The following is a 26120-nucleotide window of genomic DNA, read 5'->3' as shown; positions in this document are numbered from 1 at the left end:
CACTCCACTCACGCTTTATCTGTCGCCGCCGGCAAGGTGAAGCCGGACACCGAACGCCGTAACTGACTGGCCATTTTCGTCAGGTTGCCGATGCTCTCGGCGGTGGCCGTGGAGCCAGACGAAGTCTGCGAGGTGATCTGCTGGATCACGTTCATCGTCAGCGAGATCTGCCCGGCGGAAGTCGTCTGCTGCTGCGCTGCGTTGGAAATGCTTTGAATCAGCGCCGCGAGGGTCTTCGATACGCCCTCGATTTCTTCCAGGGCCACACCGGCATCCTGCGCCAGTCGCGCGCCGCGCACCACTTCGGTGGTGGTTTGCTCCATCGAGATAACCGCTTCATTGGTGTCGGTCTGAATCGCCCGCACCAGGGTTTCGATCTGCCGGGTGGCGGCGGACGAGCGTTCGGCCAGCCGCTGCACTTCATCGGCGACCACGGCAAAACCGCGCCCGGCATCACCAGCCATCGACGCCTGAATCGCCGCATTGAGGGCGAGGATGTTGGTCTGGTCGGCAATGTCGTCAATCAGGCTGACGATGTCGCCGATTTCCTGCGACGACTCGCCGAGGCGCTTGATGCGTTTGGCGGTGTCCTGAATCTGTTCGCGGATGTTGTCCATGCCGTGGATGGTGTTGTGCACCACCTCGTTGCCCTTGTTGGCGATCTCCACGGAACGCTCGGCTACCGCTGAAGACTCAGCGGCGTTGGCCGAGACCTGATCGATGGATTCGGCCATGTCGCTGATCGCCGTCGAGGCTTCGGAAATCTGCTGGGCCTGATGTTCCGAGGCTTGGGCCAGATGCATGGCGGTGGCCTGGGTTTCCTGCACCGCTGCGGCGACCTGGCCGGCAGTGAGGTTGATCGTCGCGACGAGATCGCGCAGTTGGTCGACGGAATAGTTGATCGAGTCGGCGATGGTGCCGGTGAAGTCTTCGGTCACCGAAGCGGTCACAGTGAGGTCGCCGTCTGCGAGGTCTTCGATCTCGTCGAGCAGACGCATGATCGCGTTCTGGTTGCGCTCGTTCTTCTCGGCGGTTTCGCGCAACTGGCGATTGGTTTCCCGAACCATCACCAGACCAATGAGGATGATCGAGGCCAGCGCCAGCAAACCGAGAACGTAGCCGCCGATGGTGTCGGTATTGCGCCCGCCGGCAAGGTTCTCGAAACGAGTGGCCAGGTGCGAGGCTTCGTCGAGCAGGGTTTGCGAAAGGCTGAAGATGTTGCTCGCCGACTCCCGCACCTTGAACAGCTCCGGCGAGGTTTCGAGAATTTCATCCACCGAGCCGGACACGAACTGGAACAGCTCGGAGATTTCGCTCAAACGCGCACGGGCGTCGCGGTCTTCGACCTGGCTGATTTTCAGCACCGGGTTACCTTGCAGCATGCCGTTGAGCACTTGGCCGAAACGCGTGGCGTCGCGGCCGAAGGCATCGGCGGCTTGCTGGGAGTTTTCGTCGCCGGCGAGCACGGTGTTGACCGCGCCAAGAATGCGTTCGGCCAGCAGTGATTGGCGCTGGGCCATCGCCACCTGCGCCGCCGGGGCGCCGCGCTGGAGGAGGATTTCGACGACTTTTTCGTATTCGATCTGCAACTGCGGCACGGTTTCGGCCAGGGTCGCGGCGACCTGATGCAGCGACAGCACGGTCTGTTCGCTGGAAAGAATCGCGTCGGTGTTTTTCAGCAGGCGCTCCCAGTCGAGCTGCACGGCGCGCATTTCCGGGCGCACGTTGGCCGGGGCGGGAGGTAGGCCGGTGGCCGGGTCGCCTTTTTTCAGGTAACCCCAGCGCTGGGCGAAATCGTTGCGCGCATCGCTGAGCAACTTGAACGCGGCAGCCTTGCCGGCGGCGGCTTCGGTGGCGTTCTTGGCGATACGTTGCGAGAGCACGCGCAGCTCACCGGCGTGGCCGATGTACTGTTTGTCGTAGTTCGCCTGGGTGTTGAGGTACGCGAAGTTGGCGAACAGCAGCATGATGAACACGATCAGTGCGATGAACAGCACGATGATCTGCGAGCGACTGCGCGACCCTTCCGCCGGCTTGCCTGTTTTTGCTTTTGTCATCGGTCCTCGCCCTTAACCCACACCTTTGAGGCCTGCTGCAATCCCTGTGGGAGCGAGCCTGCTCGCGAAAGCGCTGGGTCAGCCAATATTTATCTTGCCTGACACGCCCTCTTCGCGAGCAGGCTCGCTCCCACAGGGGACGGTGTTGAATCTGTTATATCGCGACGCTCATGAACACCGGGGATTTCGCCAGGGCAAACAGGCTGAACACCCGCCAGTTCTGCTCACGGCGGAAATAGCCTTTGACGAACTCGGCCTTGGAGCCCTGGCGCTTGCTGATCGAGATCGGTTCAAAGCTGTCCTGCTCGAAATGCTGCAGACCAATCACCTCATCGACCATCAACCCGGCAAACACATCGCCATGCTCGACCACCAGGACCCGCCGCTGTTTACGCAGCGGCGACAGTTCATGACCGAAAAATCCGCACAAATCCATGATCGGCAACAGCCGCCCGCGCAGGTTAGCCACACCTTTGACCCACGGCTTGACCCCGGGCAATTGAGTGAAGCGCGGTTCGTGCAGCACTTCGCTGACTTCGCCCATCGGCGCCACATACCAATGCTCGCCGAGGCGAAAGCCGATGCCGCTCCAGCGATCCTGGCGCGCCGGTTGCGACGGCAAGTCCGCCGCCAGCAAGCGGCAGCGCTGGTCGATCTGCCAGAGCAGTTCGAACGCGGTCAGCGATTCGCTCATGGTCGCGCGATCAGCCTTTGAGTACGTTGTTCAGGGTCTTGATCAGGGTGTCTTCGTCGACCGGTTTGGTCAGGTAGTCCTTGGCGCCCTGACGGGTGCCCCAAACCTTGTCGGTTTCCTGATCCTTGGTGGTGATGATGATCACCGGGATGTGGCTGGTGTCGGCATCCTTGGTCAACTGGCGGGTGGCCTGAAAACCATTGAGACCGGGCATGACGATGTCCATCAATACCGCGTCGGGTTTTTCCTGACGGGCCAGGGCCACGCCGTCGGCGCCATTCTCGGCCTTCAACACTTCATGGCCGTGCTTTTCGAGCATGCCGGTGAGTTTGTACATTTCAGTCGGCGAATCATCGACGATCAGGATACGTGCCATGGTTTTCCCCATTTTTCTTGTCGACGCCCGGCCCGCTGGCCGAGCGTCACTGTACGTGTCTTACTGCGGCAAAACGGCGGCGAAGCCCGGAACATGGGCCTGGATCGCGTTGAGCAGTTCTTCCTTGCTGAAAGGCTTGGTCAAAAATTGATCAGATCCGACAATCCGCCCCTTGGCCTTGTCGAACAGCCCGTCACGCGATGACAGCATGATCACCGGCGTGGCCTTGAACGCACTGTTGTTCTTGATTAAAGCGCAGGTCTGATAACCATCCAGACGCGGCATCATGATGTCGACAAAAATGATCCCGGGATGGTTATCGGCGATCTTGGCCAAGGCGTCGAAACCGTCGATCGCCGTGATCACTTCGCAACCGACATTCTTCAACAATGTTTCGGCGGTGCGACGAATCGTTTTCGAGTCATCGATCACCATGACCTTCAAGGCGCTGGACTGCTGTTCCATAAGAGGGCTCTACCGTCGCCTTTGCGAATCAAATTGTCCGTTTTGCGATGACTGATGGCTGGAAACCCTTGATGCTCAAGGGCCAGCACGGCATGGCAGCCTTTTTAGCACAGTCTCCAGATGCAATCTATCGACGGGTTTTTCCTTGACCGAAAACCCGCCCGGCGCCACTCTGGCGGCACTTTTTCAATACCGATCCGGTAGCCAATTTTCGAGGAAAACCCAATGAGCGTTCGCGTCGGGATTGTCATGGACCCTATCGCCAGCATCTCCTATAAAAAGGATAGCTCGCTGGCCATGCTGCTGGCCGCGCAGAAGCGTGGCTGGGAACTGTTCTATATGGAACAGCGCGACCTGTACCAGGGTGAAGGTCAGGCACGGGCGCGGATGAAGCCGCTGAAAGTCTTCGCCAACCCGGAAAAATGGTTCGAACTGGACGCCGAGCAGGACAACCTGCTGAGCGATCTGGACGTGATCCTGATGCGCAAGGATCCACCGTTCGACATGGAGTTCGTCTACTCCACCTACCTGCTCGAACAGGCCGAAACCGCCGGTGTGTTGGTGGTGAACAAGCCGCAGAGCCTGCGCGACTGCAATGAAAAGCTGTTCGCCACGCTGTTCCCGCAGTGCACGCCGCCGACCATCGTCAGCCGCCGCGCCGACGTGCTGCGTGAATTCGCCGCCAAGCACGGCGACGTGATCCTCAAGCCGCTGGACGGCATGGGCGGCACGTCGATCTTCCGTCACCGCGCGGGCGACCCGAACCTGTCGGTGATTCTGGAAACCCTGACCGCCCTCGGTGGCCAGCAGATCATGGGCCAGGCTTACCTGCCGGCAATCAAGGACGGCGACAAACGCATCCTGATGATCGACGGCGAGCCGGTGGATTACTGCCTGGCGCGGATTCCGGCACAGGGCGAAACCCGTGGCAACCTGGCCGCCGGTGGCCGGGGTGAAGCGCGGCCGCTGACTGACAAGGATCGCTGGATTGCTGCACAGGTAGGCCCGACCCTGCGTGAGAAAGGCCTGCTGTTCGTTGGTCTCGATGTGATCGGTGAAAGCCTCACCGAAATCAACGTGACCAGCCCGACCTGCATCCGTGAAATCGACAACGCCTTCGGCACCGACATTGGCGGCATGTTGATGGATGCAATCGCCAAGAAGCTGCAAGCCGCCGGCAAAATGCCACAAGCTTGATGCACGTCACATGCAGTCTGTCGCTTGAAGCGTGAAGCCCAAGGCGTGAAACCAACATTGCGTTATCATGCGCAGCCTCTGAAAAACGCGATGTTGGTTTTCTTGTCATGACCCTCCCGTCCGATCTGCCCGCAGAACTCGCCCACCGTGGCGTGCGCCCGGCCGATCGCCTCGGTTTTACCCTGTTTCTCGCGGCGCTGATCCATTTGGCGCTGCTGCTCGGCGTCGGCTTCACGATGGTCGAGCCCAAGCAAATCAGCAAAACCCTGGAAATCACCCTCGCCACCTTCAAAAGCGAAAAGAAGCCAGAGAAGGCTGATTTTCTCGCCCAAGAGCATCAGGAAGGCAGCGGCACGCTGGACAAGAAGGCGATCCCCAAGACCACCGAGGTCGCGCCGTTCCAGGACAATCAGGTCAAAAAAGTCACCCCGCCACCGGCCGCCAAGCCGGAAGTGCAGGAAGCTGCGCCGAAGGCTGCGGTGACCACGGTTGCGCCGAAACCGAAAAAAGCGCCGACCAAGAAAGAAGAAAGCAAGACCGAGGTCAAACCGACGGTCGATGCGCCGGAATTCGACAGCTCGCAGCTGTCCAGCGACATCGCCAGCCTCGAAGCGGAACTGGCCAAGGAACAACAGCTCTACGCCAAGCGTCCGCGTATTCACCGCTTGAGCGCGGCGTCGACCATGCGTGACAAGGGTGCCTGGTACAAGGATGACTGGCGCAAGAAGGTTGAGCGCATCGGTAACCTCAATTACCCCGAGGAAGCACGGCGCAAGCAGATCTACGGCAATTTGCGCCTGATGGTCTCGATCAACCGCGACGGCTCGCTGTATGAAGTGCTGGTGCTGGAATCGTCCGGCCAGCCGCTGCTGGATCAGGCGGCGCAGCGCATTGTCCGACTGGCGGCACCGTTTGCGCCGTTTACCGGGGACTTGTCGGATATCGACCGTCTGGAAATCATTCGTACCTGGAAATTTGCCCGGGGCGACAAGCTCTCGAGCAACTGACACACCACAGACCCCTTGTAGGAGTGAGCCTGCTCGCGATAGCGGTATGTCAGAACCTGAACATTTGACTGACACACCGCTATCGCGAGCAGGCTCACTCCTACAGTTGATCGGTGTGTTGCATACATCTCCAGCTTGTCAGTTTGCCCCCCGAACGCCACACTAGCGCACATGAAAAACGTCAGCCCCAGCTACCTCAAGCATCAATTCCTGATCGCCATGCCACACATGGCCGACCCGAACTTTGCCCACACCTTGACCTACATCGTCGAGCACACGGCCAATGGCGCTATGGGGATTGTGGTCAACCGACCGCAAGAGCTGAATCTGGCCGACATCCTTGAGCAATTGCGCCCGGACATCGACCCGCCAGCACTGTGCCAACACGTACCGATCTTTATCGGCGGCCCGGTGCAGACCGATCGCGGCTTTGTTCTACACCCGGCGGGCAAAACCTTCCAGGCCACCGCACAGCTGGACGGCGACCTGGCCCTGTCGACCTCGCAGGACGTGCTGTTCGCCATCGCTGACGGCGTCGGCCCGACGAAAAGCCTGATTGCCCTCGGTTACGCCGGTTGGGAAGCCGGGCAGCTGGAAGCGGAACTCGCCGACAACGCCTGGCTGAACTGCACGTACGACGCCGATATTCTCTTCAACACCAGCAGCGAACTGCGCCTCGAAGCGGCAGCCAGGCACTTGGGGATCAACCTCAGCCTGCTGACCAGCCAGGCAGGTCACGCCTGATGGCCCTGCGCCTGATTCTCGGCTTCGACTACGGCACCAAACAGATCGGCGTCGCGGTCGGCCAGGTGATTACCGGCCAGGCCCGCGAGCTGTGCACCTTGAAGGCACAAAACGGTGTGCCGGACTGGAACCAGGTCGAAGCCCTTATCAAAGAATGGAAGCCCGACGCTGTCGTCGTTGGTCTGCCGCTGAACATGGACGGCACACCGAGCGACATGTGCGTACGCGCAGAAAAATTCGCCCGCCGCCTCAATGGCCGCTTCAATCTGCCGTTCTATACCCACGACGAACGCCTGACCACGTTTGAAGCCAAGGGCGAGCGACTGGCCCGTGGCGGTCAGAAAGGCAGTTACCGCGACAACCCGGTGGACGCCATCGCCGCCGCTCTGCTGTTGCAGGGCTGGCTCGATGAAAACACTGCATTGTTTGAATCCTGACAAGCGCTTCGGCGCTTTTCTTTTGAGTGAAAAACCGAGTTGCGTCCAAGGACCTGACTCGCCCCCAACAAGGAGCAACCATGAGCCTGCCAAATCCCGCCGATCTGATCAGCCAGATGGCGACCCGCCTCAAGGCGCACCTTGCCCAGCGTGACATCACTGAACCGCGTTACATCGGCATCCGCACCGGCGGCATCTGGGTCGCGCAGGCCTTGCTCAAGGAACTGGGCAGCGACGCGCCACTGGGCACGCTGGATGTGTCCTTCTACCGCGACGACTTCAGCCAGAACGGTCTGCACCCGCAAGTGCGCCCGTCCGCCCTGCCCTTCGAGATCGAAGGCCAGCATCTGGTGCTGATTGACGATGTATTGATGAGCGGCCGCACCATCCGCGCCGCCATGAACGAATTGTTCGATTACGGCCGCCCGGCCAGCGTGACCCTGGTCTGCCTGCTGGACCTCGACGCCGGTGAGCTGCCGATCCGCCCGAACGTGGTCGGCGCGACCTTGTCGCTGGCCGCTCACGAACGGGTGAAGCTGTCCGGCCCCGAGCCGCTGACGCTCGAACTGCAAGACTTCAACCTTTAATCCGCCCTATTGAGAGTCCCCTTCGCGATGACGCCTCTAGATACCAAGCGCCCGCTGCAGCTCAATGATCAGGGCCAGCTGCGCCACTTCCTCTCGCTCGACGGCCTGCGCCGCGAGTTGCTGACGGAAATCCTCGACACTGCCGACTCGTTCCTCGAAGTCGGTGCCCGGGCGGTGAAGAAAGTCCCGTTGCTGCGCGGCAAGACCGTGTGCAACGTATTCTTCGAAAACTCCACGCGCACCCGCACCACTTTCGAACTGGCGGCCCAGCGGCTGTCGGCAGACGTGATCACCCTGAACGTGTCGACCTCGTCGGCAAGCAAGGGCGAAACGCTGCTCGACACCCTGCGCAACCTTGAAGCCATGGCCGCTGACATGTTCGTCGTGCGCCACGGTGATTCCGGCGCCGCGCACTTCATCGCCGAACATGTTTGCCCGCAAGTGGCGATCATCAACGGCGGCGACGGCCGTCACGCGCACCCGACGCAGGGCATGCTCGACATGCTCACCATCCGTCGGCACAAGGGCGGCTTCGAAAACCTCTCGGTGGCCATCGTCGGCGACATCCTGCACTCGCGGGTCGCGCGCTCGAACATGCTCGCGCTGAAAACCCTCGGTTGCCCGGACATCCGCGTGATTGCGCCGAAAACCCTGCTGCCGATCGGCATCGAGCAATACGGCGTGAAGGTCTACACCGACATGACCGAAGGCCTGAAGGACGTCGATGTGGTGATCATGTTGCGCTTGCAGCGTGAACGCATGACCGGCGGCCTGCTGCCGAGCGAAGGCGAGTTCTACCGTCTGTTCGGCCTGACCACCGCGCGTCTGGCCGGGGCTAAACCGGATTGCATCGTCATGCACCCGGGGCCGATCAACCGGGGGGTGGAGATCGAGTCCGCCGTGGCCGACGGCCCGCACTCGGTGATCCTCAATCAGGTCACCTACGGCATCGCAATTCGTATGGCTGTGCTGTCCATGGCCATGAGCGGGCAAACCGCCCAGCGCCAATTCGAGCAGGAGAACGCCCAGTGAAGCTCAGCATTCTCGGCGCACGCGTCATCGATCCAAGCAGCGGCCTGGATCAAGTTACCGACATTCACGTTGAAGCCTGCAAGATCGTCGCCCTCGGCGCCGCCCCGGCCGGTTTCAGCGCAGTAGAAACCATTGATGCCCAAGGCCTTGTCGCCGCTCCGGGCCTCGTTGACCTGAACGTGGCCCTGCGTGAGCCGGGTTACAGCCGCAAAGGCTCGATCATCAGCGAAACCCGCGCAGCGGCCGCCGGTGGTGTGACCAGCCTGTGCTGCCCGCCGAAAACCAAACCGGTGCTCGACACCTCCGCCGTGGCCGAACTGATCCTCGACCGCGCCCGCGAAGCCGGCAACACCAAGGTGTTTCCGATTGGCGCGCTGAGCAAAGGTCTGGACGGCGAGCAACTGGCTGAACTGGTGGCGCTGCGCGACGCTGGCTGCGTGGCGTTCGGCAACGGTCTGGAGAGTTTCCGCAACACTCGCACCTTGTGCCGGGCGCTGGAATACGCAGCGACCTTCGACCTGACAGTGATCTTCAACTCGCAGGATCATGATCTGGCTGAAGGTGGCTTGGCCCACGAAGGCGCCGTCGCCAGTTTCCTCGGCCTGCCGGGGATTCCGGAAACCGCTGAAACCGTGGCATTGGCCCGCGACCTGCTACTGGTTGAGCAGACCGGCGTGCGTGCGCACTTCAGCCAGTTGACCAGCGCTCGCGGCGTCGCCCTGATCGCTCAGGCGCAGGCCCGTGGCTTGAAGGTGACGGCGGATGTCGCGTTGTATCAGCTGATTCTGACCGACGAAGCGCTGATCGATTTCAGCAGCCTCTATCACGTGCAACCGCCGCTGCGTACCCGCGCTGACCGCGACGGTCTGCGAGAGGCAGTGAAGTCCGGCGTGGTCTCGGCGATTTCCAGCCATCACCAGCCGCACGAACGCGACGCCAAACTGGCGCCGTTCGGCGCGACCGAGCCGGGCATCAGCAGTGTTGAGTTGCTGCTGCCGCTGGCGATGACGCTGGTTGAGGATGGTTTGCTCGATCTGCCGACCTTGCTGGCGCGTTTGAGCGCAGGCCCGGCTGAAGCGCTGCGTCTGCCGGCTGGCAAACTGGCGGTGGGTGGGGCGGCGGATATCGTGCTGTTCGATCCGCAGGCTTCGACGGTGGCCGGTGAAGGCTGGTTGTCGAAGGGTGAGAATTGCCCGTTCATAGGGCACACTTTGCCGGGTGTGGTTCGATACACGCTGGTGGATGGGCGGATCAGTCACCAAGCGTAAACTCTAATGATCGCAGCCTGTAATGGGCTGCGATCTGTTGGACTTCGGTTAGTAACACCAAATTGTCTAATTACTGAAATTCCGCTCAGCTCCCTTCTTGAACCAGCACATACACTCGTCTAACTCCCGCTAATTGCCCTCCATCAACAGGTGTAGGAAAAGGCACGCGAGCCACAAAGAAATTTCCGACACCTTTCTTTCCTACGAAAATAACCTCGGCACAATCAGAAACAGACTACAAAATTTCCATATCCAAGTTTAATACGCCACCCCTAATATAAAACCTGCAAAAAGGGCGACAATTATCAACAAGGATGAAGATATGAGAAACGGACTTACGCTTCCACCTATCGTCACCAGGGGCACAACAGGGAATTCTGGTGGCTTTACAGTTAACCATGGTTTTAGCTGGGGAACCTACGCCACGGCAGATTGGCAGGGCACTGGAGAAGCCATTATCAATCATGATGGTCAAACCTACTCACTCCCCTTAAGCGATGGGCCTGTGTTGTCTTCAGCGGAAATGGATATGTTCCATTCCTGGCTGGAAATGAAATCTGGCATCAAAGCTTTCACCTATGAGCTCCAAATGGTGAACAAGGCAATAAATAACGATGCTCTGGGAGGTATTCGTGACCTGTGGAGAATCACTGAAAGCGATAACTACCTACTCAACAGCGCCGCTGTTATTAGCCACGGCTACTTTAAGAACAAGATTATAAATTTCAGTTTGGCCGATGCATTTGCTGCGCAGCAGAAACTGAGCCCGATAGAAGCACTGATCAAAGTTTCAGCGACAGCTCCATACAATTTAAATTACGAAACATTGACTACCGAGTTGTCGGGAGGCACTTTCAGCCCGATTAAAGCTTTCGCCCACTACCTGTGGGGGAACGGGGAGAGGATGAGAGTGAGCATTAACAATATCGGCCTGAACGTCAGGGCCAACGAACTGCCGCTACTGGCCAATTCAATTGCCAGCACCCGAGAGGCCGGTACCTATTATTTATCTGATCCGAAGATCCCTTACGCAACCATCAATGACAGCAACGTCACCGGAGCTTACCTAGGAAGAATAACGTTGAGCATGGAAGGAAGTTTCACGCGAGATGTACAAGGATCCTGGATTTTCGATGGCGTCGTCAGAGCGTATACCGATACTTATGATTTCGACGCCAGCAACAGATCAACAGCGCTTGAAGTCTTAACAACAGCCGGTAGAGTATTCTCCGGAACGCATTACGAGATCGATATTTTCGGCGAGCAAAAAATACGGCTCACCGGAACTGGCTTTCAACCGACCCCGTAGACTTTAATAAAATCTTCGACGCCCGCTCAGTGGAGCTCAAATGAAGAGATTCTATAAATTTTCGAGTTGTACGTATCTCATTTTGCTCGCAGTCACATTTTGCACCGGCGCATTCATACTCACTAAAAATCTCGAGGCACAAATATACGATGCCAAACAAGATTCAATCGGCATCCCTTTTATCGTATTGTTTGCTATATGGCTGACACTGACACTTAACCACCTAATGCAGATTCTATTATTGCGAAAGTCACGCACTCGCTTCTCTGCAAGTCTAATCCGAAAAATACCAGCATATTTGCTTGCCTCGGTGTCACTGGTGATTCTTGTAGGAAGTATTGTTTATTGGTCGATCCCGCACCATGCGCTCATCGCAATATTTTACGTTGCTAGCGCAATCGCGTTTATCGCTTTTCAGGCAAGCACATTTGCCCAATCTAAATAACACATTAGCAAAACAACTCTTTGAGTAACTTGCCAAACCGTTCGTCTAAGCGGTCTGGCAAGTCTCTCCTGTTTACTGGAAAGCACCGCGATTCTGCGCGTTACGCACCGAGACTTGATCATTCAGCGTCCAGAAGTCATACAGCACACCCAGAAAGAACAACCCGCCCGTCAGCAGATAGATCAGGCCACTGATCCATTTCCCCTGATACATCCGGTGCACACCCAATGCTCCGAGGAACGTCAGCAGAATCCACGCCACGTTGTATTCGATCGGCCCGGCGGTAAAACGCAAATCCGCCTCGCGATCCATTGCCGGGATCAAGAACAGGTCGATCAGCCAGCCAATGCCCAGCAAACCGAAGGTGAAAAACCAGATCGTCCCGGTCACCGGTTTGCCGTAATAGAAGCGGTGAGCGCCGGTAAAACCGAAAATCCACAGCAGATAACCGATGATTTTGCTGTGCGTATCTTGCTGCTGAACAAATTGTTGATAGGGGTTCATGAAGACCTCGATTCACACGATAGATAAATATTCTTGAATTCTTTGTGACTTTTTTACAGGTAGCCGACGTACGGCAAATGTTACCGTTGCTACCGTCAAAGCCTTATAGCACCTGACTTCTGTCCGACAATTGCGTCCATTTGCCGCTTATTTGGTTCCGTTGGCCTCCAACTGAATCGACCAACGGCCTCGGAATGAAAAAAAACTCTGTTATAAAGTTGCGCGCTATCACTTAAGAGCCACGCCTAATGCGACCATTTTTCAAGACATGGCTAACCATCTGCCTATTAATGCCACTGGCCGCCCACGCCACCAATCGTGAGCAACGTCTTCCTAACGTTAACGGCTTTACCCCTAAATCCCATGCTTCGGCTCCTTCGAGCAAAAGCAGCAAAAGCAAAACCACCACGCTGAGCAGCAAGAGCCACAGCAAGCTGGTGCCACCGATGGCGAGCAAGGAAAGCAGCAATGTGCTGAGCCGTGCGGTGAACGTCCTCGGTACACCTTATCGTTGGGGCGGCAGCAGCCCAAGTAAAGGCTTCGATTGCAGCGGTCTGGTGAAATACGCGTTCAACGACGCCACGTTCGACCTGCCACGTACCTCGAATGCCATGGCCAGCGGCCACGGCGAGAAAGTCGAGCGCAAGGATCTCAAGCCAGGCGACCTGATTTTCTTCAACATCAAGAGCCGTCGGGTCAACCACGTTGCCATCTACCTGGGCAACGACCGCTTCATCCACGCCCCGCGTCGTGGCAAAGCGGTGAGCATCGATACGCTGAACAAGCCGTACTGGCAGCAGCATTACGTGGTTGCCAAGCGTGTGTTGCCGAAAGAGCAGAGCCAGATGCGCGTGGTTCAGCGCTAACACCATACCAATCGTTCCCACGCTCCGCGTGGGAATGCCTCAATTGACGCTCCGCGTCCGCTTCGGCAGGGACGCAGAGCGTCCCGGGCTGCATTCCCACGCAAAGCGTGGGAACGATCACTCCCTCAGAAATTATCCGGCGTACGCGCCTTCTCCCGCGCATGGTCGCGGCTGATCAAGCCCTTGGTCAGCAGATCCTTCAGGCACATGTCCAGTGTCTGCATACCCAACGACCCACCCGTCTGAATCGCCGAATACATCTGCGCGACCTTGTCCTCGCGAATCAGGTTACGGATCGCCGACGTGCCCAGCATGATCTCGTGCGCCGCCACCCGTCCGCCGCCGATCTTCTTGATCAGCGTCTGCGAGACCACCGCCAGCAACGACTCCGACAGCATCGAACGCACCATCGACTTCTCGTCGCCGGGGAACACGTCGACCACCCGGTCAATGGTTTTCGCCGCTGAGGTGGTGTGCAGCGTGCCGAACACCAGATGCCCGGTTTCGGCTGCGGTCAGTGCCAGGCGAATGGTTTCCAGGTCACGCATCTCGCCGACCAGAATCACGTCCGGGTCTTCGCGCAACGCCGAGCGCAGAGCGGTGGCGAAACTGCGGGTATCACGATGGACTTCGCGCTGATTGATCAGGCATTTGCGCGATTCGTGAACAAATTCGATCGGGTCTTCAATGGTCAGAATGTGGTGATGCCGATGGGTGTTGAGGTAATCGATCATCGCCGCCAACGTGGTCGATTTGCCGGAACCGGTCGGCCCGGTGACCAGCACCAGCCCGCGCGGCGCATCGGTGATCTTGCGGAAGACGTCGCCCATGGCCAGATCTTCCATGCTCAACACCTTCGACGGAATGGTACGAAACACCGCCCCGGCGCCACGGTTCTGGTTGAAGGCATTGACCCGAAAGCGCGCCACGCCCGGCACTTCGAAGGAAAAGTCGGTTTCCAGATGTTTCTCGAAGTCGACCCGCTGGGTGTCGTTCATGATGTCGTAGATCAGTTCGTGCACTTGCTTGTGATCCAGCGCCGGCAGATTGATCCGCCGCACATCGCCATCGACACGGATCATCGGCGGCAGACCGGCCGACAGGTGCAGGTCGGAAGCGCCCTGTTTGGCGCTGAAGGCCAGCAATTCAGTGATATCCATAGCGCTCCTCAATTCCAGTAGAATGCCGCGAACCTTCAGACCGCTGGCGCCTCTTGATGTCCACGATAGCAGACAACATTTTCCACGTTGGTTCGCGCATCCAGACCGCGACCCAAGCCGCACACCGTCCTGAAAACAGCGTCCAGTTGCTCGCCGTGAGCAAAACCAAACCCGCCGAAGCGCTGCGCGAAGCGTATGCCGCCGGCCTGCGCGACTTTGGCGAGAACTACCTGCAGGAAGCCCTGGGCAAACAGCTCGAACTGGCCGACCTGCCCTTGATCTGGCACTTCATCGGCCCCATTCAATCGAACAAGACTCGCGCCATCGCCGAGCATTTCGACTGGGTGCACTCCGTGGATCGTCTGAAAATCGCTCAACGTCTGTCCGAACAGCGCCCGGCCGAGCTGCCGCCGCTGAACATCTGCATTCAGGTCAACGTCAGCGGTGAAGCCAGCAAGTCCGGCTGCACGCCTGACGATCTGCCGGCATTGGCCGCTGCCATCAGCGCTTTGCCGCGCCTGAAACTGCGCGGCTTGATGGCGATTCCCGAGCCAACCGACGACCGCGCCGAGCAGGACGCGGCCTTCGCCGCCGTGCAGAAATTGCAGGCGAGCCTCGCTCTGCCGCTCGACACACTGTCCATGGGCATGAGTCACGACCTCGAGTCGGCCATTGCCCAAGGCGCCACTTGGGTGCGTATCGGTACCGCCCTGTTTGGCGCCCGCGATTATTCCCAGTCTTGAACCATTCCAGATAAGGACCACACATGAGCAACACACGTATTGCGTTTATCGGTGCGGGCAACATGGCGGCCAGTCTGATTGGCGGCCTCCGTGCCAAGGGGCTGGAAGCCGGACAGATCCGTGCCAGCGACCCGGGTGAAGAAACCCGCGCCAAGGTCAGTGCCGAACACGGCATCGAAACTTTCGCCGACAACGCCCAGGCCATCGACGGCGTCGATGTGATCGTACTGGCGGTCAAGCCGCAGGCCATGAAAACCGTGTGCGAAGCGATTCGCCCGAGCCTGAAGCCGAATCAATTGGTGGTATCGATCGCAGCGGGCATCACCTGCGCAAGCATGACCGCGTGGCTCGGCGAGCAGCCGATCGTGCGCTGCATGCCAAACACCCCGGCGCTGCTGCGTCAGGGCGTCAGCGGTTTGTACGCGACCAGCGAAGTGACCGCCGAGCAGCGTCAGCAAGCTGAAGAGCTGCTGTCCGCCGTCGGTATCGCACTGTGGCTCAACGAAGAACAGCAACTGGACGCAGTCACTGCCGTTTCCGGTTCCGGCCCGGCCTATTTCTTCCTGCTGATCGAAGCCATGACCGCCGCCGGCGTCAAACTCGGTCTGCCTAAAGACATCGCCGAACAACTGACCCTGCAGACCGCACTCGGCGCCGCACACATGGCCGTCTCCAGCGATGTTGACGCCGCCGAACTGCGCCGCCGCGTAACTTCGCCAAATGGCACCACGGAAGCTGCAATCAAATCATTCCAGGCCAATGGCTTTGAAGCACTGGTCGAAACCGCACTCGGCGCCGCCGCGCACCGCTCGGCCGAAATGGCCGAACAACTGGGCAAATAAGGAGCCTTACATGATTGGATTGAACACCGCAGCGGTTTACGTGCTGCAAACCCTCGGCAGTCTGTACCTGCTGATCGTGCTGCTGCGCTTCGTGCTGCAACTGGTACGGGCGAACTTCTACAACCCGCTGTGCCAGTTCATCGTCAAAGCGACCCAGCCGCTGCTCAAGCCACTGCGCCGGATCATTCCGAGCATGTTCGGTCTGGACATGTCGTCACTGGTGCTGGCGATTCTGGTGCAACTGGCGCTGATGGCGCTGACCCTGCTGCTGACTTACGGCACCACCGGCAATCCGCTGCAGCTGTTTATCTGGTCGCTGATCGGCGTGACCGCGCTGTTCCTGAAGATCTTCTTCTTCGCCCTGATCATCAGCGTGATTCTGTCGTGGGTTGCACCTGGCAGCCACAATCCGGGCGCTGAACTGGTCAACCAGATCTGCGAGCCGGCGCTGGCACCGTTCCGCCGCTTTCTGCCGAATCTCGGCGGTCTGGATCTGTCGCCGATCTTCGCCTTCCTCGCGCTGAAGCTGATCGACATGCTGGTAATCAACAATCTGGCGGCGATGACGATGATGCCGGAAATCCTCCGTCTGCTGATGTGAGCTGGTTTCGATGGGACGGTGACGACTTGATCCTCGAGTGTCACCTGCAACCGGCAGCCCGCAGCGATGACTTCGCCGGGCTGCATGGGGATCGCCTGAAGATTCGTCTGACCGCACCGCCGGTTGAGGGCAAGGCCAATGCTTATCTGATGGGCTTTCTGGCCAAGGCGTTTGGGGTGTCCAAGAGCCAGGTGAGTTTGCTCAGTGGCGAGTTGAACCGGCAGAAGCGGGTGAGGATCTGCTCGCCGAAGAAGTTGCCGGACTTGCCTGACCTAATGCGCTGATCGTTCCCACGCTCCGCGTGGGAATGCATCCCGGGACGCTCCGCGTCCCCTGCCGAAGCGGACGCCGAGCGTCCAATGAGGCATTCCCACGCAGAGCGTGGGAACGAGCGCAGGTAGTTGCTTGCCGCTAACCCCCCCGGTCTTTAGACTTACGCCTCATTTCAACGAGAGCAGGGTCGATGCCAACTGCCTTTCCCCCCGATTCTGTTGGTCTGGTGACGCCGCAAACCGCGCACTTCAGCGAACCGCTGGCCTTGGCCTGTGGTCGTTCACTGGCCGCCTATGACCTGATCTACGAAACCTACGGCACGCTGAACGCGCAGGCGAGCAACGCCGTGCTGATTTGCCACGCCTTGTCCGGCCATCACCACGCCGCCGGTTATCACAGCGTCGACGACCGCAAACCCGGTTGGTGGGACAGCTGCATCGGCCCCGGCAAACCGATCGACACCAACAAGTTCTTCGTGGTCAGCCTGAATAACCTCGGCGGCTGCAATGGCTCTACCGGCCCGAGCAGCGTCAACCCGGAGACCGGCAAACCGTTCGGTGCCGACTTCCCGGTGCTCACCGTGGAAGACTGGGTGCACAGCCAGGCGCGTCTCGCTGACCTGCTCGGCATCGGCCAGTGGGCGGCGGTGATTGGCGGCAGCCTCGGCGGCATGCAGGCATTGCAATGGACCATCACTTACCCGGACCGCGTGCGCCATTGTCTGGCTATCGCCTCGGCGCCAAAACTGTCGGCGCAGAACATCGCCTTCAACGAAGTGGCGCGTCAGGCGATCCTCACTGACCCGGAATTCCACGGCGGTTCGTTCCAGGAAGCCGGCGTGATCCCCAAGCGCGGCTTGATGCTGGCGCGGATGGTTGGGCACATCACTTACCTGTCCGACGATTCAATGGGCGAGAAATTCGGCCGTGGCCTGAAGAGCGAGAAGCTCAACTACGACTTCCACAGCGTCGAATTCCAGGTCGAAAGCTACCTGCGTTATCAGGGCGAAGAGTTCTCCGGACGTTTCGACGCCAACACTTATCTGTTGATGACCAAAGCGCTGGACTACTTCGATCCGGCGGCGAACTTCGACGATAACCTGGCGAAAACCTTCGAGAACGCCACAGCCAAGTTCTGCGTGATGTCGTTCACCACCGACTGGCGCTTCTCCCCTGCCCGTTCGCGGGAACTGGTGGATGCGCTTATGGCAGCACGCAAAGACGTCAGTTACCTGGAAATCGACGCACCCCAGGGCCACGACGCCTTCCTGATTCCGATCCCTCGCTACTTGCAGGCGTTCGGTAATTACATGAACCGCATCACGCTGTGAGAAAGCCATGAGAGCTGATCTGGAAATCATCCAGGAATGGATCCCCGCCGGCAGCCGCGTCCTCGACCTCGGTTGCGGTGACGGCGAGCTGCTGACCTGGCTGCGCGACAACAAGAATGTCACCGGTTATGGCCTGGAAAACGACGCCGACAACATCGCCCAGTGCGTGGCCAAAGGCATCAACGTTATCGAGCAGGATCTGGACAAAGGTCTGGGCAACTTCGCCAGCAACAGTTTCGACGTCGTCGTCATGACCCAGGCCCTGCAAGCCGTGCATTACCCGGACAAGATCCTCGACGAAATGCTCCGGGTCGGCCGGCAGTGCATCATCACCTTCCCGAACTTCGGTCACTGGCGCTGCCGCTGGTATCTGGCGAGCAAAGGCCGCATGCCGGTTTCCGAGTTTCTGCCGTACACCTGGTACAACACGCCGAACATTCACTTCTGCACCTTCGAAGACTTTGAAGAACTTTGCCGCGAACGTGATGCGAAGGTCATTGATCGGCTTGCCGTGGATCAACAGCACCGTCACGGGTGGGCCAGTAAGCTATGGCCTAATCTGTTAGGTGAGATCGGTATCTACCGCGTCAGCAGCCCGCAGCTTGCAGACCACAAAGTCGCGGTCTGAATCCCGTCATTTCGAGGAGCACGATCATGGGTCGTTTAGCGTTGTTGTTATTGACTGCCTGCCTGAGCGCCAGCGCTCTGGCGGCCGACGTCATCAAGGGTGAGCGCAAGGAAACCTTTGGCGACGTGACGGTGCACTACAACACCTTCAACTCGACGTTCCTGCAACCGGACATCGCCAAGGCCGCGGAGCTGATCCGCAGCAAGAATCAGGGCGTGATCAATGTCTCGGTAATCAAGAACGGCAAACCGCTGGTCGCCAACGTCACCGGCACGGTCAAAGACCTGACCAGCCAGAGCGTGCCGCTGAATTTCAAGCAAGTCACCGAGCAGGGTGCGATCTACTACATCGCCCAATACCCGGTGCCTCAGCAGGAAACCCGCACCTTTGAAATCAAGGTGCAGAACGGCGACAAGATCAACACCATCAATTTCAACCAAGAACTCTTTCCCGGCGAATGATGAACATCAAGCAGCTCGTACTGGCCAGCCATAACGCCGGCAAACTCAAAGAACTCCAGGCCATGCTCGGCGAATCGGTGCAACTGCGCTCGATTGGCGAGTGGAGCAAGGTCGAGCCGGAAGAAACCGGTCTGTCGTTCGTCGAGAACGCCATTCTCAAGGCGCGCAATGCCGCGCGCATTTCCGGGTTGCCGGCGCTGGCCGACGATTCCGGTCTGGCGGTGGATTTCCTTGGCGGTGCGCCAGGCATCTATTCGGCGCGCTATGCCGACGGCAAGGGCGACGCGGCGAACAACGCCAAACTGCTCGACGCGCTGAAGGATGTGCCGGAAGCCGAGCGCGGCGCGCAGTTCGTCTGCGTGCTGGCATTGGTGCGGCACGCTGACGATCCGTTGCCGATTCTCTGCGAAGGCCTGTGGCACGGGCGCATCCTCACCACTGCCAGCGGCGAGCACGGTTTCGGTTATGACCCGCTGTTCTGGGTGCCGGAGCGCGATGTGTCCAGCGCCGAATTGAGCCCGGCCGACAAGAACCAGATCAGCCACCGCGCCCGTGCAATGGATCTGCTGCGCCAGCGTCTGGGCTTGAAATGACCCGTGACTCTTCCGCGTCGTCGCTGATCGTCGGCGGCGCCGCTTCTTCGCCTCGGGCATCGCTGCCAACGCTGCCGCCCTTGGCGCTGTACATCCACATCCCGTGGTGTGTGCGCAAATGCCCGTATTGCGACTTCAACTCGCACACTGCCAGCCCGGTGTTGCCGGAGCAGGAATACGTCGACGCCTTGCTGGCCGATCTCGATCAGGATCTGCACGCTGTTTATGGGCGTGAAATCAGCTCGATCTTTTTTGGTGGCGGCACACCGAGTCTGTTCAGCGCCGAAGCCCTCGGGCGGCTGCTGGAAGGTGTCGAGCAGCGCATCCCGTTTGCTCAAGACATCGAAATTACTCTGGAAGCCAATCCGGGCACCTTCGAACAAGAGAAGTTCGTCGCGTATCGCAAGCTGGGGATCAATCGCCTGTCGATCGGTATCCAGAGCTTCCAGCAGGAAAAGCTCAAGGCGCTGGGCCGGATTCACAACGGTGACGAAGCGGTGCGTGCTGCCGGCATGGCGCGGCAGGCCGGGTTCGATAACTTCAACCTCGACTTGATGCATGGTTTGCCCGATCAGTCGCTGGACGATGCCTTGAGCGATCTGCGTCAGGCCATTGCGCTGAATCCGACGCATATTTCCTGGTATCAGCTGACCCTGGAGCCGAACACCGTGTTCTGGAACCAACCGCCAGTGCTGCCGGAAGACGACACGCTGTGGGACATTCAAGAGGCCGGGCAGGCGCTGCTGGCCGAGCACGGTTACGCACAATACGAAGTGTCCGCGTATGCACAGGCCGGTCGCCCGGCGCGACATAACCTCAATTACTGGAGTTTTGGCGACTTCATCGGCATTGGTGCGGGTGCGCATGGCAAGTTGAGTCATCCGGACGGGCGCATCGTGCGTACCTGGAAGACCCGTTTGCCGAAGGACTATCTCAACCCGGCAAAAAGCTTTCAGGCCGGCGAAAAAGCGCTGACCAATGACGAGATGCCGTTCGAGTTTCTGATGAACGCTTTGCGCCTGACCGCTGGCGTCGAATCGCACCTGTATCCAGAACGCACCGGGCTGTCGCTGGAAAGCCTCGCCGAAGGCCGGGCAGCGGCAGAACGAAGCGGTCTGTTGCAGGTCGAACCGTCACGTCTGGCGGCGACCGAGCGCGGACAGCTGTTCCTCAACGACTTGCTGCAACAATTTCTGAACTGAGCCCGACCCTCAACTTCAGCTCCAAGGAAAAACGCATGGATTTGATACTCGACCTGCTCGCCACCGTCTCCCGCTGGAGCCGCAGCAACCTCTCGGAAATCGCCCTGGCGCTGGTCGGCTGCCTGCTGGTGCTGTTCGGCGCCGACTTCAAAGGCTGGGTCGAGCAACGCCTGGGCAGCATCGCCGGCGCCCTGCGCGTGCCATTGATGGCGCTGCTGTGCGTGATCGGTAGCGGCGCGGCGCTGATTTACGCCACGCCGTGGGTAATCAAAGGCCTGAGCCAGTTCAACAACTACAGCCTGGCGCCAGTCCTGCTGGTAGTCCTCGTCCTCATCGGCGTAGTCGCCGACCGCCGCTGATCTTTCAGTACACCCAAAACAACTGTAGGAGTGAGCCTGCTCGCGAAGGCGTCATTTCAGCCAACATCACTGCTGAATGACCGATCGCTTTCGCGAGCAGGCTCGCTCCCACAGTTGATCGCAATGACAGGGAAGCTCATGAGTAAAAAACTGCTGGATGAGACGAGCAAATTTCTTAGCTACGTACTGCGCCACGAGCCTCAGGCGATTGGGCTGACGCTGGATTCGGAGGGTTGGGCAGATATCGAAGCACTGATCAGCGGCGCTGCGCGTGATGGTCGAAGCCTGGATCGCTCACTGATTGAAAACGTCGTAGCGAACAACGACAAAAAGCGCTTTTCGATCTCGGAAGACGGCCAGTACATTCGCGCCGTTCAGGGCCATTCGACGAAAAGCGTAGCGCTTCAACTGGAGGAAAAGCAGCCACCGCACACGCTGTATCACGGCACGGCGACGCGCTTCATGGACTCTATCAACCAGCAAGGCTTGATCCCGGGATCGCGTCACCACGTGCATCTATCGGAAGAATCCGCCACCGCCTCAGCCGTCGGGCAACGCTACGGAACCGTGGCAATCCTGAAAGTCGCCGCACAGCAAATGCAGGAGCAAGGCTTCAAGTTTTATCAGGCTGAAAATGGCGTCTGGCTGACAGAACTAGTGCCAGTGCGCTTCATTTCCACCCTGTAACTTCTGACGAAACCGAAAACAACTGTAGGAGTGAGCCTGCTCGCGATTGCGGTCCGACATTCAACCTCTTCGGTGACTGTCAGTCCGCCATCGCGAGCAGGCTCACTCCTACATTTTTACCGCGTGATACTTAGGACTGTTTTTCGAACTTCAGGTCCCACACGCCATGGCCAAGACGTTCGCCGCGGCGTTCGAACTTGGTGATCGGGCGTTCGGCCGGGCGTGGCACGCACTTGCCGTCTTCGGCGAGGTTGCGGTAGCCCGGGGCGACGTTCATCACCTCCAACATGTATTCGGCATACGGTTCCCAGTCGGTGGCCATGTGCAGAATGCCGCCGACCTTCAACTTGCTGCGCACCAGTTCAGCGAACGACGCCTGAACGATACGACGCTTGTGGTGACGGCTCTTGTGCCACGGATCCGGGAAGAACAGCATCAGGCGATCAAGGCTGTTGTCGGCGATGCAACGGTTGAGCACTTCGATCGCGTCGCAATCGTAGACCCGCAGGTTGGTCAGGCCCTGAGTCAGCACACCATTGAGCAGCGCGCCGACACCCGGACGGTGAACCTCAACGCCGATGAAATCCTGATCCGGCGCGGCCGCGGCCATTTCCAGCAGCGAGTGGCCCATGCCGAAACCGATCTCCAGCGAGCGCGGTGCCGAACGGCCGAACACCTGATCGTAATCCACTGGGGCATCGGCCAGCGGCAGCACGTACAGCGGCGCGCCCTGATCCAGACCGCGTTGCTGGCCTTCGGTCATGCGCCCGGCGCGCATCACGAAACTCTTGATGCGGCGGTGTTGGCGCTCGTCGCCTTCTTCCGTCTGGATAGGCGTGTCGTTCGATTCAGTCATCAATGGCTCTTACTTGATCAGACCATCCAGCGGCGAAGAGGCGCTGGCATAGAGTTTTTTCGGCATACGGCCAGCGAGGTAGGCCAGACGGCCTGCAACGATGGCGTGTTTCATGGCTTCAGCCATCATCACCGGTTGCTGGGCGTGGGCGATGGCCGAGTTCATCAGCACTGCATCGCAACCCAGCTCCATGGCGATGGTGGCGTCGGAAGCAGTACCGACACCGGCATCGACCAGCACGGGAATCCTGGCTTCTTCGAGGATGATCTGCAGGTTGTATGGGTTGCAGATCCCCAGGCCCGAACCGATCAGACCGGCCAGCGGCATCACTGCGATGCAGCCGATTTCTGCCAGTTGCCGGGCAATGATCGGGTCATCGCTGGTGTACACCATCACGTCGAAACCTTCCTTGACCAGCGTTTCGGCGGCCTTGAGGGTTTCGATCACGTTAGGGAACAGGGTTTTCTGGTCGGCCAGTACTTCCAGCTTCACCAGGTTGTGGCCATCGAGCAGTTCACGGGCCAGGCGGCAGGTGCGTACGGCTTCGATGGCGTCGTAGCAACCGGCGGTGTTCGGCAGGAAGGTGTAGCGCTCCGGCGACAGCACGTCGAGCAGGTTCGGCTCGCCTTCGATCTGGCCCAGGTTGGTGCGGCGCACGGCGAAGGTGACGATCTCGGCACCCGAGGCTTCGATGGCCTGACGGGTTTCTTCCATGTCACGGTACTTGCCGGTACCGACCAGCAAACGCGACTGGTAAGTACGACCGGCCAGAACAAAAGGCTTGTCGCTACGAACGATGCTCATGGGGAATCCTCTTTAGGAGTGAGGGTCTTGCAGAATTCTGTACCCTTACGGGCCGGGCGATCAGCCGCCGCCGATGGCGTGCACCACTTCGACGTTGTCACCGTCATTGAGCGTGGTGCTGGCATGCTGGCTGCGCGGGACGATATCCAGATTGAGTTCGACTGCCACCCGGCGTCCGGTCAGTTCCAGACGGGTGATCAGGGCCGCAACAGTCTCGCCGTCGGGCAGTTCAAGGGATTCGCCGTTCAACTGAATGCGCATGCGCAACGCCGCCATCATTTTTAGGGGCTGGCATTCTAGCCCGATCATGACCTAAAGGTCAGCACCAAGCGTCAAGCGGTTGGTTGCAAGCGCCAGGCGGCGAGCCCCAGGCACAGCCAGCCGATCAGAAACGCCAGGCCACCGAAGGGGGTGATGATGCCGAGCTTGCTGATACCGGTGGTGGTCAGCAGGTACAGGCTGCCGGAAAACAGCAGGATACCGACAGTGAAGGACACGCCGGCCCAAGCGACCAGTCGGCTCTGAATCTGCGTGGCCAACAGCGCCACACCGAACAGTGCCAGGGTGTGGACCAATTGATAGGTGACGCCGGTATGGAAAATCGCCAGATACTCCAGCGTCAGGCGGCTTTTCAGGCCATGGGCGGCGAATGCGCCCAATGCGACACCGGTGAAACCGAAAAAAGCGGCCAGCATTAAAAAGCCACGCAGCATTGGGAACTCCAGTCAGACGCGATCGGCAGGGTCTGTATAATGGCCCGCTCCACCGGTTCGGCCAAGCCATCTCTATGCTGCGTACTATTTTCCGTCGTCTCACGAAGGCCCTGCTCTGGTTCGCGGGCGGCAGCGTCTTGCTGGTGCTGGTGTTTCGCTTCGTGCCGCCGCCGGGAACGGCGCTGATGGTCGAGCGCAAGGTCGAATCCTGGGTCGATGGCGAGCCGATTGACCTGCAGCGCACCTGGAAACCGTGGGACGAGATCTCCGACGACCTCAAAGTGGCGGTCATGGCCGGTGAGGATCAGAAGTTCCCCGAGCACTGGGGTTTTGATTTCAGCGCGATCCAGGCCGCACTGGCGCACAACGAGCTCGGCGGCTCGATTCGCGGCGCCAGCACCTTGAGCCAGCAAGTGTCGAAGAACCTGTTTCTGTGGGCTGGGCGCAGCTATCTGCGTAAAGGTCTGGAGGCATGGTTTACCGCGCTGATCGAGGTGTTCTGGCCCAAGCAGCGGATTCTTGAGGTGTACCTGAACAGCGTCGAGTGGGATGACGGGGTGTTTGGTGCGGAAGCGGCGGCTCGGCATCACTTTGGCGTGAGCGCGAAGTCCTTGTCACGGCAGCAGGCGAGTTATCTGGCGGCTGTGTTGCCCAATCCACGGGTATGGAGTGCGAGCCATCCGACCGCTTATGTGTCGCGCCGGGCCGGGTGGATTCGCCAGCAGATGAGTCAGTTGGGTGGGGATAGCTATTTGCTGGGCCTCAACGATTCACGGCGGGCACCGTGGTCTCGATGACACCGAGGATCTAAATGTAGGAGTGAGCCTGCTCGCGATAGCGGTACATCAGTGACGGCAATGCTGACTGTCACACCGCTATCGCGAGCAGGCTCACTCCTACAATGTTTTGTGTTGGAGCAGAAATAAAAACGCCCCGATCATCGCTGATCGGGGCGTTTTTTTATTGCCTGCTCGCCGGTTATGCGGCAATCGACAACTTGAGCTTGTTCATCGCGCTCTTCTCGAGCTGACGGATCCGCTCGGCCGACACGTTGTACTTCTGCGCCAGGTCGTGCAGCGTGGCTTTCTCTTCTGCCAGCCAGCGCTGGTAGAGGATGTCGCGGCTGCGTTCGTCCAGCACTTCCAGTGCTTCGTGCAGGTTGTGGTTGGAGTTATCGCTCCAGTCGGCATCTTCCAGTTGACGCGCCGGGTCGTACCGGTGGTCTTCCAGATAGTTGGCCGGCGACTGGAAAGCGCTGTCGTCGTCGGCTTCAGCAGCCGGGTCGAAGGCCATGTCATGGCCGGTCAGGCGACTTTCCATCTCGCGCACTTCACGCGGTTCAACGCCGAGGCTTTCCGCCACACGGTGGACTTCCTCGTTGTTCAGCCACGCCAGACGTTTCTTCTGGCTGCGCAGGTTGAAGAACAGCTTGCGCTGGGCCTTGGTGGTCGCGACTTTCACAATGCGCCAGTTGCGCAGGATGAACTCGTGGATTTCCGCCTTGATCCAGTGCACGGCGAACGACACCAGACGCACACCCATTTCCGGGTTGAAGCGCTTTACGGCCTTCATCAGGCCGACGTTACCTTCCTGGATCAGGTCAGCCTGAGCCAGACCGTAGCCGGAATAGCTACGGGCGATATGTACGACAAAACGCAGGTGGGCGAGCACCATCTGCCGAGCCGCCCCCAAATCCTGCTCATAGTAGAGACTCTCGGCCAGTTCACGCTCCTGCTCCGGCGTCAGCAATGGAATGCTGTTGACGGTGTGCACGTAGGCTTCCAGGTTCGCACCCGGAACCAACGCATACGCAGGTTGCAAAGAATTGGTCATACGAAAAAACCTCCCACTTACATACTCGTGCCTCTCGGCACTGCGAA

Annotated in this window: 32 protein-coding genes; 21 read left to right on the top strand and 11 right to left on the bottom strand. The window is 59.3% G+C overall.

Annotation, left to right across the window (positions count from 1 at the left end; all coding sequences use genetic code 11):
- Positions 1 to 8: 8 nt before the first annotated feature.
- The 4 genes from ACOYXJ_RS11460 to pilG form a co-directional block, all read right to left on the bottom strand.
- Positions 9 to 2057, bottom strand: a complete 2049-nt coding sequence (locus ACOYXJ_RS11460) for a methyl-accepting chemotaxis protein (protein WP_460369508.1) — start codon at positions 2055 to 2057, stop codon at positions 9 to 11.
- A 154-nt stretch (positions 2058 to 2211) separates the two neighbouring features.
- Positions 2212 to 2751: a chemotaxis protein CheW gene (locus ACOYXJ_RS11455; protein WP_007913675.1), complete on the bottom strand. Its 540-nt coding sequence runs from the start codon at positions 2749 to 2751 to the stop codon at positions 2212 to 2214.
- 10 nt (positions 2752 to 2761) lie between these two features.
- A complete protein-coding gene (gene pilH, locus ACOYXJ_RS11450) occupies positions 2762 to 3127 on the bottom strand; it encodes a twitching motility response regulator PilH (protein WP_007913674.1) in 366 nt (121 codons plus the stop codon).
- 60 nt (positions 3128 to 3187) lie between these two features.
- On the bottom strand, positions 3188 to 3592 hold the full coding sequence (gene pilG / locus ACOYXJ_RS11445) for a twitching motility response regulator PilG (RefSeq protein ID WP_007913673.1): 405 nt from the start codon (positions 3590 to 3592) through the stop codon (positions 3188 to 3190).
- 225 nt (positions 3593 to 3817) lie between these two features.
- Between pilG and gshB the strand changes: the two genes are divergently transcribed.
- From gshB to ACOYXJ_RS11405, 8 genes are all read left to right on the top strand, one after another.
- Positions 3818 to 4789, top strand: coding sequence for a glutathione synthase (gshB, locus tag ACOYXJ_RS11440; protein ID WP_038358804.1), 972 nt, complete (start codon positions 3818 to 3820; stop codon positions 4787 to 4789).
- Between the two features lie 107 nt (positions 4790 to 4896).
- The gene (locus ACOYXJ_RS11435) at positions 4897 to 5796 is read left to right on the top strand and encodes an energy transducer TonB (protein ID WP_038358807.1); all 900 of its coding nucleotides are present in this window, start codon (positions 4897 to 4899) and stop codon (positions 5794 to 5796) included.
- A 171-nt stretch (positions 5797 to 5967) separates the two neighbouring features.
- The gene (locus tag ACOYXJ_RS11430) at positions 5968 to 6540 is read left to right on the top strand and encodes a YqgE/AlgH family protein (RefSeq protein WP_460369504.1); all 573 of its coding nucleotides are present in this window, start codon (positions 5968 to 5970) and stop codon (positions 6538 to 6540) included.
- Positions 6540 to 6977 carry a Holliday junction resolvase RuvX gene (gene ruvX, locus ACOYXJ_RS11425; protein WP_064589634.1) on the top strand — a complete coding sequence of 146 codons (438 nt, stop codon included), beginning with the start codon at positions 6540 to 6542 and terminating at the stop codon, positions 6975 to 6977. The genes ACOYXJ_RS11430 and ruvX overlap by 1 nt, the downstream gene beginning before the upstream one ends.
- 80 nt (positions 6978 to 7057) lie before the next feature.
- A complete protein-coding gene (gene pyrR, locus ACOYXJ_RS11420; protein WP_064116261.1) occupies positions 7058 to 7564 on the top strand; it encodes a bifunctional pyr operon transcriptional regulator/uracil phosphoribosyltransferase PyrR in 507 nt (168 codons plus the stop codon).
- 27 nt (positions 7565 to 7591) lie between these two features.
- Positions 7592 to 8596, top strand: coding sequence for an aspartate carbamoyltransferase catalytic subunit (locus ACOYXJ_RS11415; RefSeq protein WP_007913665.1), 1005 nt, complete (start codon positions 7592 to 7594; stop codon positions 8594 to 8596).
- Positions 8593 to 9864, top strand: coding sequence for a dihydroorotase (locus ACOYXJ_RS11410; protein ID WP_460369501.1), 1272 nt, complete (start codon positions 8593 to 8595; stop codon positions 9862 to 9864). The genes ACOYXJ_RS11415 and ACOYXJ_RS11410 overlap by 4 nt, the downstream gene beginning before the upstream one ends.
- Positions 9865 to 10186: 322 nt before the next feature.
- Positions 10187 to 11173, top strand: a complete 987-nt coding sequence (locus ACOYXJ_RS11405; protein WP_460369499.1) for a lipid II-degrading bacteriocin — start codon at positions 10187 to 10189, stop codon at positions 11171 to 11173.
- 517 nt (positions 11174 to 11690) lie between these two features.
- Here ACOYXJ_RS11405 and ACOYXJ_RS11400 read toward each other — a convergent pair.
- Positions 11691 to 12122: an NINE protein gene (locus ACOYXJ_RS11400; protein ID WP_122596578.1), complete on the bottom strand. Its 432-nt coding sequence runs from the start codon at positions 12120 to 12122 to the stop codon at positions 11691 to 11693.
- A 248-nt stretch (positions 12123 to 12370) separates the two neighbouring features.
- On the opposite strand from ACOYXJ_RS11400, the gene ACOYXJ_RS11395 reads away from it, so the two are divergent.
- Positions 12371 to 12988 carry a C40 family peptidase gene (locus ACOYXJ_RS11395; RefSeq protein ID WP_016985978.1) on the top strand — a complete coding sequence of 206 codons (618 nt, stop codon included), beginning with the start codon at positions 12371 to 12373 and terminating at the stop codon, positions 12986 to 12988.
- A 125-nt stretch (positions 12989 to 13113) separates the two neighbouring features.
- Here the strand turns inward: ACOYXJ_RS11395 and ACOYXJ_RS11390 are convergent, their stop codons facing one another.
- Complete coding sequence (locus tag ACOYXJ_RS11390) at positions 13114 to 14148, bottom strand: type IV pilus twitching motility protein PilT (protein WP_150793221.1); 1035 nt, start codon at positions 14146 to 14148, stop codon at positions 13114 to 13116.
- Between the two features lie 56 nt (positions 14149 to 14204).
- Between ACOYXJ_RS11390 and ACOYXJ_RS11385 the strand changes: the two genes are divergently transcribed.
- The 11 genes from ACOYXJ_RS11385 to ACOYXJ_RS11335 all read left to right on the top strand — a co-directional run bounded on the left by ACOYXJ_RS11385 (position 14205) and on the right by ACOYXJ_RS11335 (position 21867).
- A complete protein-coding gene (locus tag ACOYXJ_RS11385; protein ID WP_460369496.1) occupies positions 14205 to 14891 on the top strand; it encodes a YggS family pyridoxal phosphate-dependent enzyme in 687 nt (228 codons plus the stop codon).
- Between the two features lie 23 nt (positions 14892 to 14914).
- The gene (gene proC, locus ACOYXJ_RS11380) at positions 14915 to 15733 is read left to right on the top strand and encodes a pyrroline-5-carboxylate reductase (RefSeq protein WP_102901331.1); all 819 of its coding nucleotides are present in this window, start codon (positions 14915 to 14917) and stop codon (positions 15731 to 15733) included.
- Between the two features lie 10 nt (positions 15734 to 15743).
- A complete protein-coding gene (locus ACOYXJ_RS11375; RefSeq protein WP_150776071.1) occupies positions 15744 to 16334 on the top strand; it encodes a YggT family protein in 591 nt (196 codons plus the stop codon).
- The gene (locus ACOYXJ_RS11370) at positions 16331 to 16618 is read left to right on the top strand and encodes a DUF167 domain-containing protein (protein ID WP_460369492.1); all 288 of its coding nucleotides are present in this window, start codon (positions 16331 to 16333) and stop codon (positions 16616 to 16618) included. The genes ACOYXJ_RS11375 and ACOYXJ_RS11370 overlap by 4 nt, the downstream gene beginning before the upstream one ends.
- A gap of 179 nt (positions 16619 to 16797) precedes the next feature.
- The gene (gene metX, locus ACOYXJ_RS11365; protein WP_038358832.1) at positions 16798 to 17937 is read left to right on the top strand and encodes a homoserine O-succinyltransferase MetX; all 1140 of its coding nucleotides are present in this window, start codon (positions 16798 to 16800) and stop codon (positions 17935 to 17937) included.
- Between the two features lie 7 nt (positions 17938 to 17944).
- A complete protein-coding gene (gene metW, locus ACOYXJ_RS11360) occupies positions 17945 to 18565 on the top strand; it encodes a methionine biosynthesis protein MetW (protein WP_150793218.1) in 621 nt (206 codons plus the stop codon).
- A 26-nt stretch (positions 18566 to 18591) separates the two neighbouring features.
- Complete coding sequence (locus tag ACOYXJ_RS11355) at positions 18592 to 19026, top strand: DUF4426 domain-containing protein (RefSeq protein WP_460369489.1); 435 nt, start codon at positions 18592 to 18594, stop codon at positions 19024 to 19026.
- Complete coding sequence (gene rdgB, locus ACOYXJ_RS11350) at positions 19023 to 19619, top strand: RdgB/HAM1 family non-canonical purine NTP pyrophosphatase (protein ID WP_460369487.1); 597 nt, start codon at positions 19023 to 19025, stop codon at positions 19617 to 19619. Before ACOYXJ_RS11355 ends, rdgB begins: the two co-directional genes overlap by 4 nt.
- Positions 19616 to 20821: a radical SAM family heme chaperone HemW gene (gene hemW, locus ACOYXJ_RS11345; protein WP_460369485.1), complete on the top strand. Its 1206-nt coding sequence runs from the start codon at positions 19616 to 19618 to the stop codon at positions 20819 to 20821. Before rdgB ends, hemW begins: the two co-directional genes overlap by 4 nt.
- A 35-nt stretch (positions 20822 to 20856) precedes the next feature.
- Entirely contained in the window at positions 20857 to 21180 is a 324-nt protein-coding gene (locus ACOYXJ_RS11340; protein WP_007913629.1) for a DUF3392 domain-containing protein, read from the top strand.
- A 138-nt stretch (positions 21181 to 21318) separates the two neighbouring features.
- Positions 21319 to 21867, top strand: coding sequence for an RNA 2'-phosphotransferase (locus tag ACOYXJ_RS11335; RefSeq protein WP_460373128.1), 549 nt, complete (start codon positions 21319 to 21321; stop codon positions 21865 to 21867).
- Positions 21868 to 21997: 130 nt separating this feature from the next.
- Here ACOYXJ_RS11335 and trmB read toward each other — a convergent pair whose 3' ends face one another.
- The 4 genes from trmB to ACOYXJ_RS11315 all read right to left on the bottom strand — a co-directional run bounded on the left by trmB (position 21998) and on the right by ACOYXJ_RS11315 (position 24240).
- Positions 21998 to 22723 (bottom strand): tRNA (guanosine(46)-N7)-methyltransferase TrmB, encoded by a 726-nt coding sequence (gene trmB, locus ACOYXJ_RS11330; protein WP_016983240.1) that lies wholly within the window; start codon positions 22721 to 22723, stop codon positions 21998 to 22000.
- 9 nt (positions 22724 to 22732) lie between these two features.
- Complete coding sequence (locus ACOYXJ_RS11325) at positions 22733 to 23527, bottom strand: thiazole synthase (protein ID WP_064116276.1); 795 nt, start codon at positions 23525 to 23527, stop codon at positions 22733 to 22735.
- Positions 23528 to 23587: 60 nt separating this feature from the next.
- On the bottom strand, positions 23588 to 23788 hold the full coding sequence (gene thiS / locus ACOYXJ_RS11320) for a sulfur carrier protein ThiS (RefSeq protein WP_123454333.1): 201 nt from the start codon (positions 23786 to 23788) through the stop codon (positions 23588 to 23590).
- 71 nt (positions 23789 to 23859) lie between these two features.
- A complete protein-coding gene (locus tag ACOYXJ_RS11315) occupies positions 23860 to 24240 on the bottom strand; it encodes a DUF423 domain-containing protein (RefSeq protein ID WP_460369482.1) in 381 nt (126 codons plus the stop codon).
- Positions 24241 to 24314: 74 nt separating this feature from the next.
- On the opposite strand from ACOYXJ_RS11315, the gene mtgA reads away from it, so the two are divergent.
- Positions 24315 to 25037, top strand: a complete 723-nt coding sequence (gene mtgA / locus ACOYXJ_RS11310; RefSeq protein WP_007913618.1) for a monofunctional biosynthetic peptidoglycan transglycosylase — start codon at positions 24315 to 24317, stop codon at positions 25035 to 25037.
- Positions 25038 to 25218: 181 nt separating this feature from the next.
- Here the strand turns inward: mtgA and rpoH are convergent, their stop codons facing one another.
- Positions 25219 to 26073: an RNA polymerase sigma factor RpoH gene (gene rpoH, locus ACOYXJ_RS11305; RefSeq protein ID WP_003229146.1), complete on the bottom strand. Its 855-nt coding sequence runs from the start codon at positions 26071 to 26073 to the stop codon at positions 25219 to 25221.
- Positions 26074 to 26120: the final 47 nt, after the last annotated feature.

The organism is Pseudomonas sp. Tul2A7 (assembly GCF_054790505.1).
Note: the sequence above shows the minus strand (reverse complement) of the source record. Positions and strands in the feature narration are given on the sequence as shown.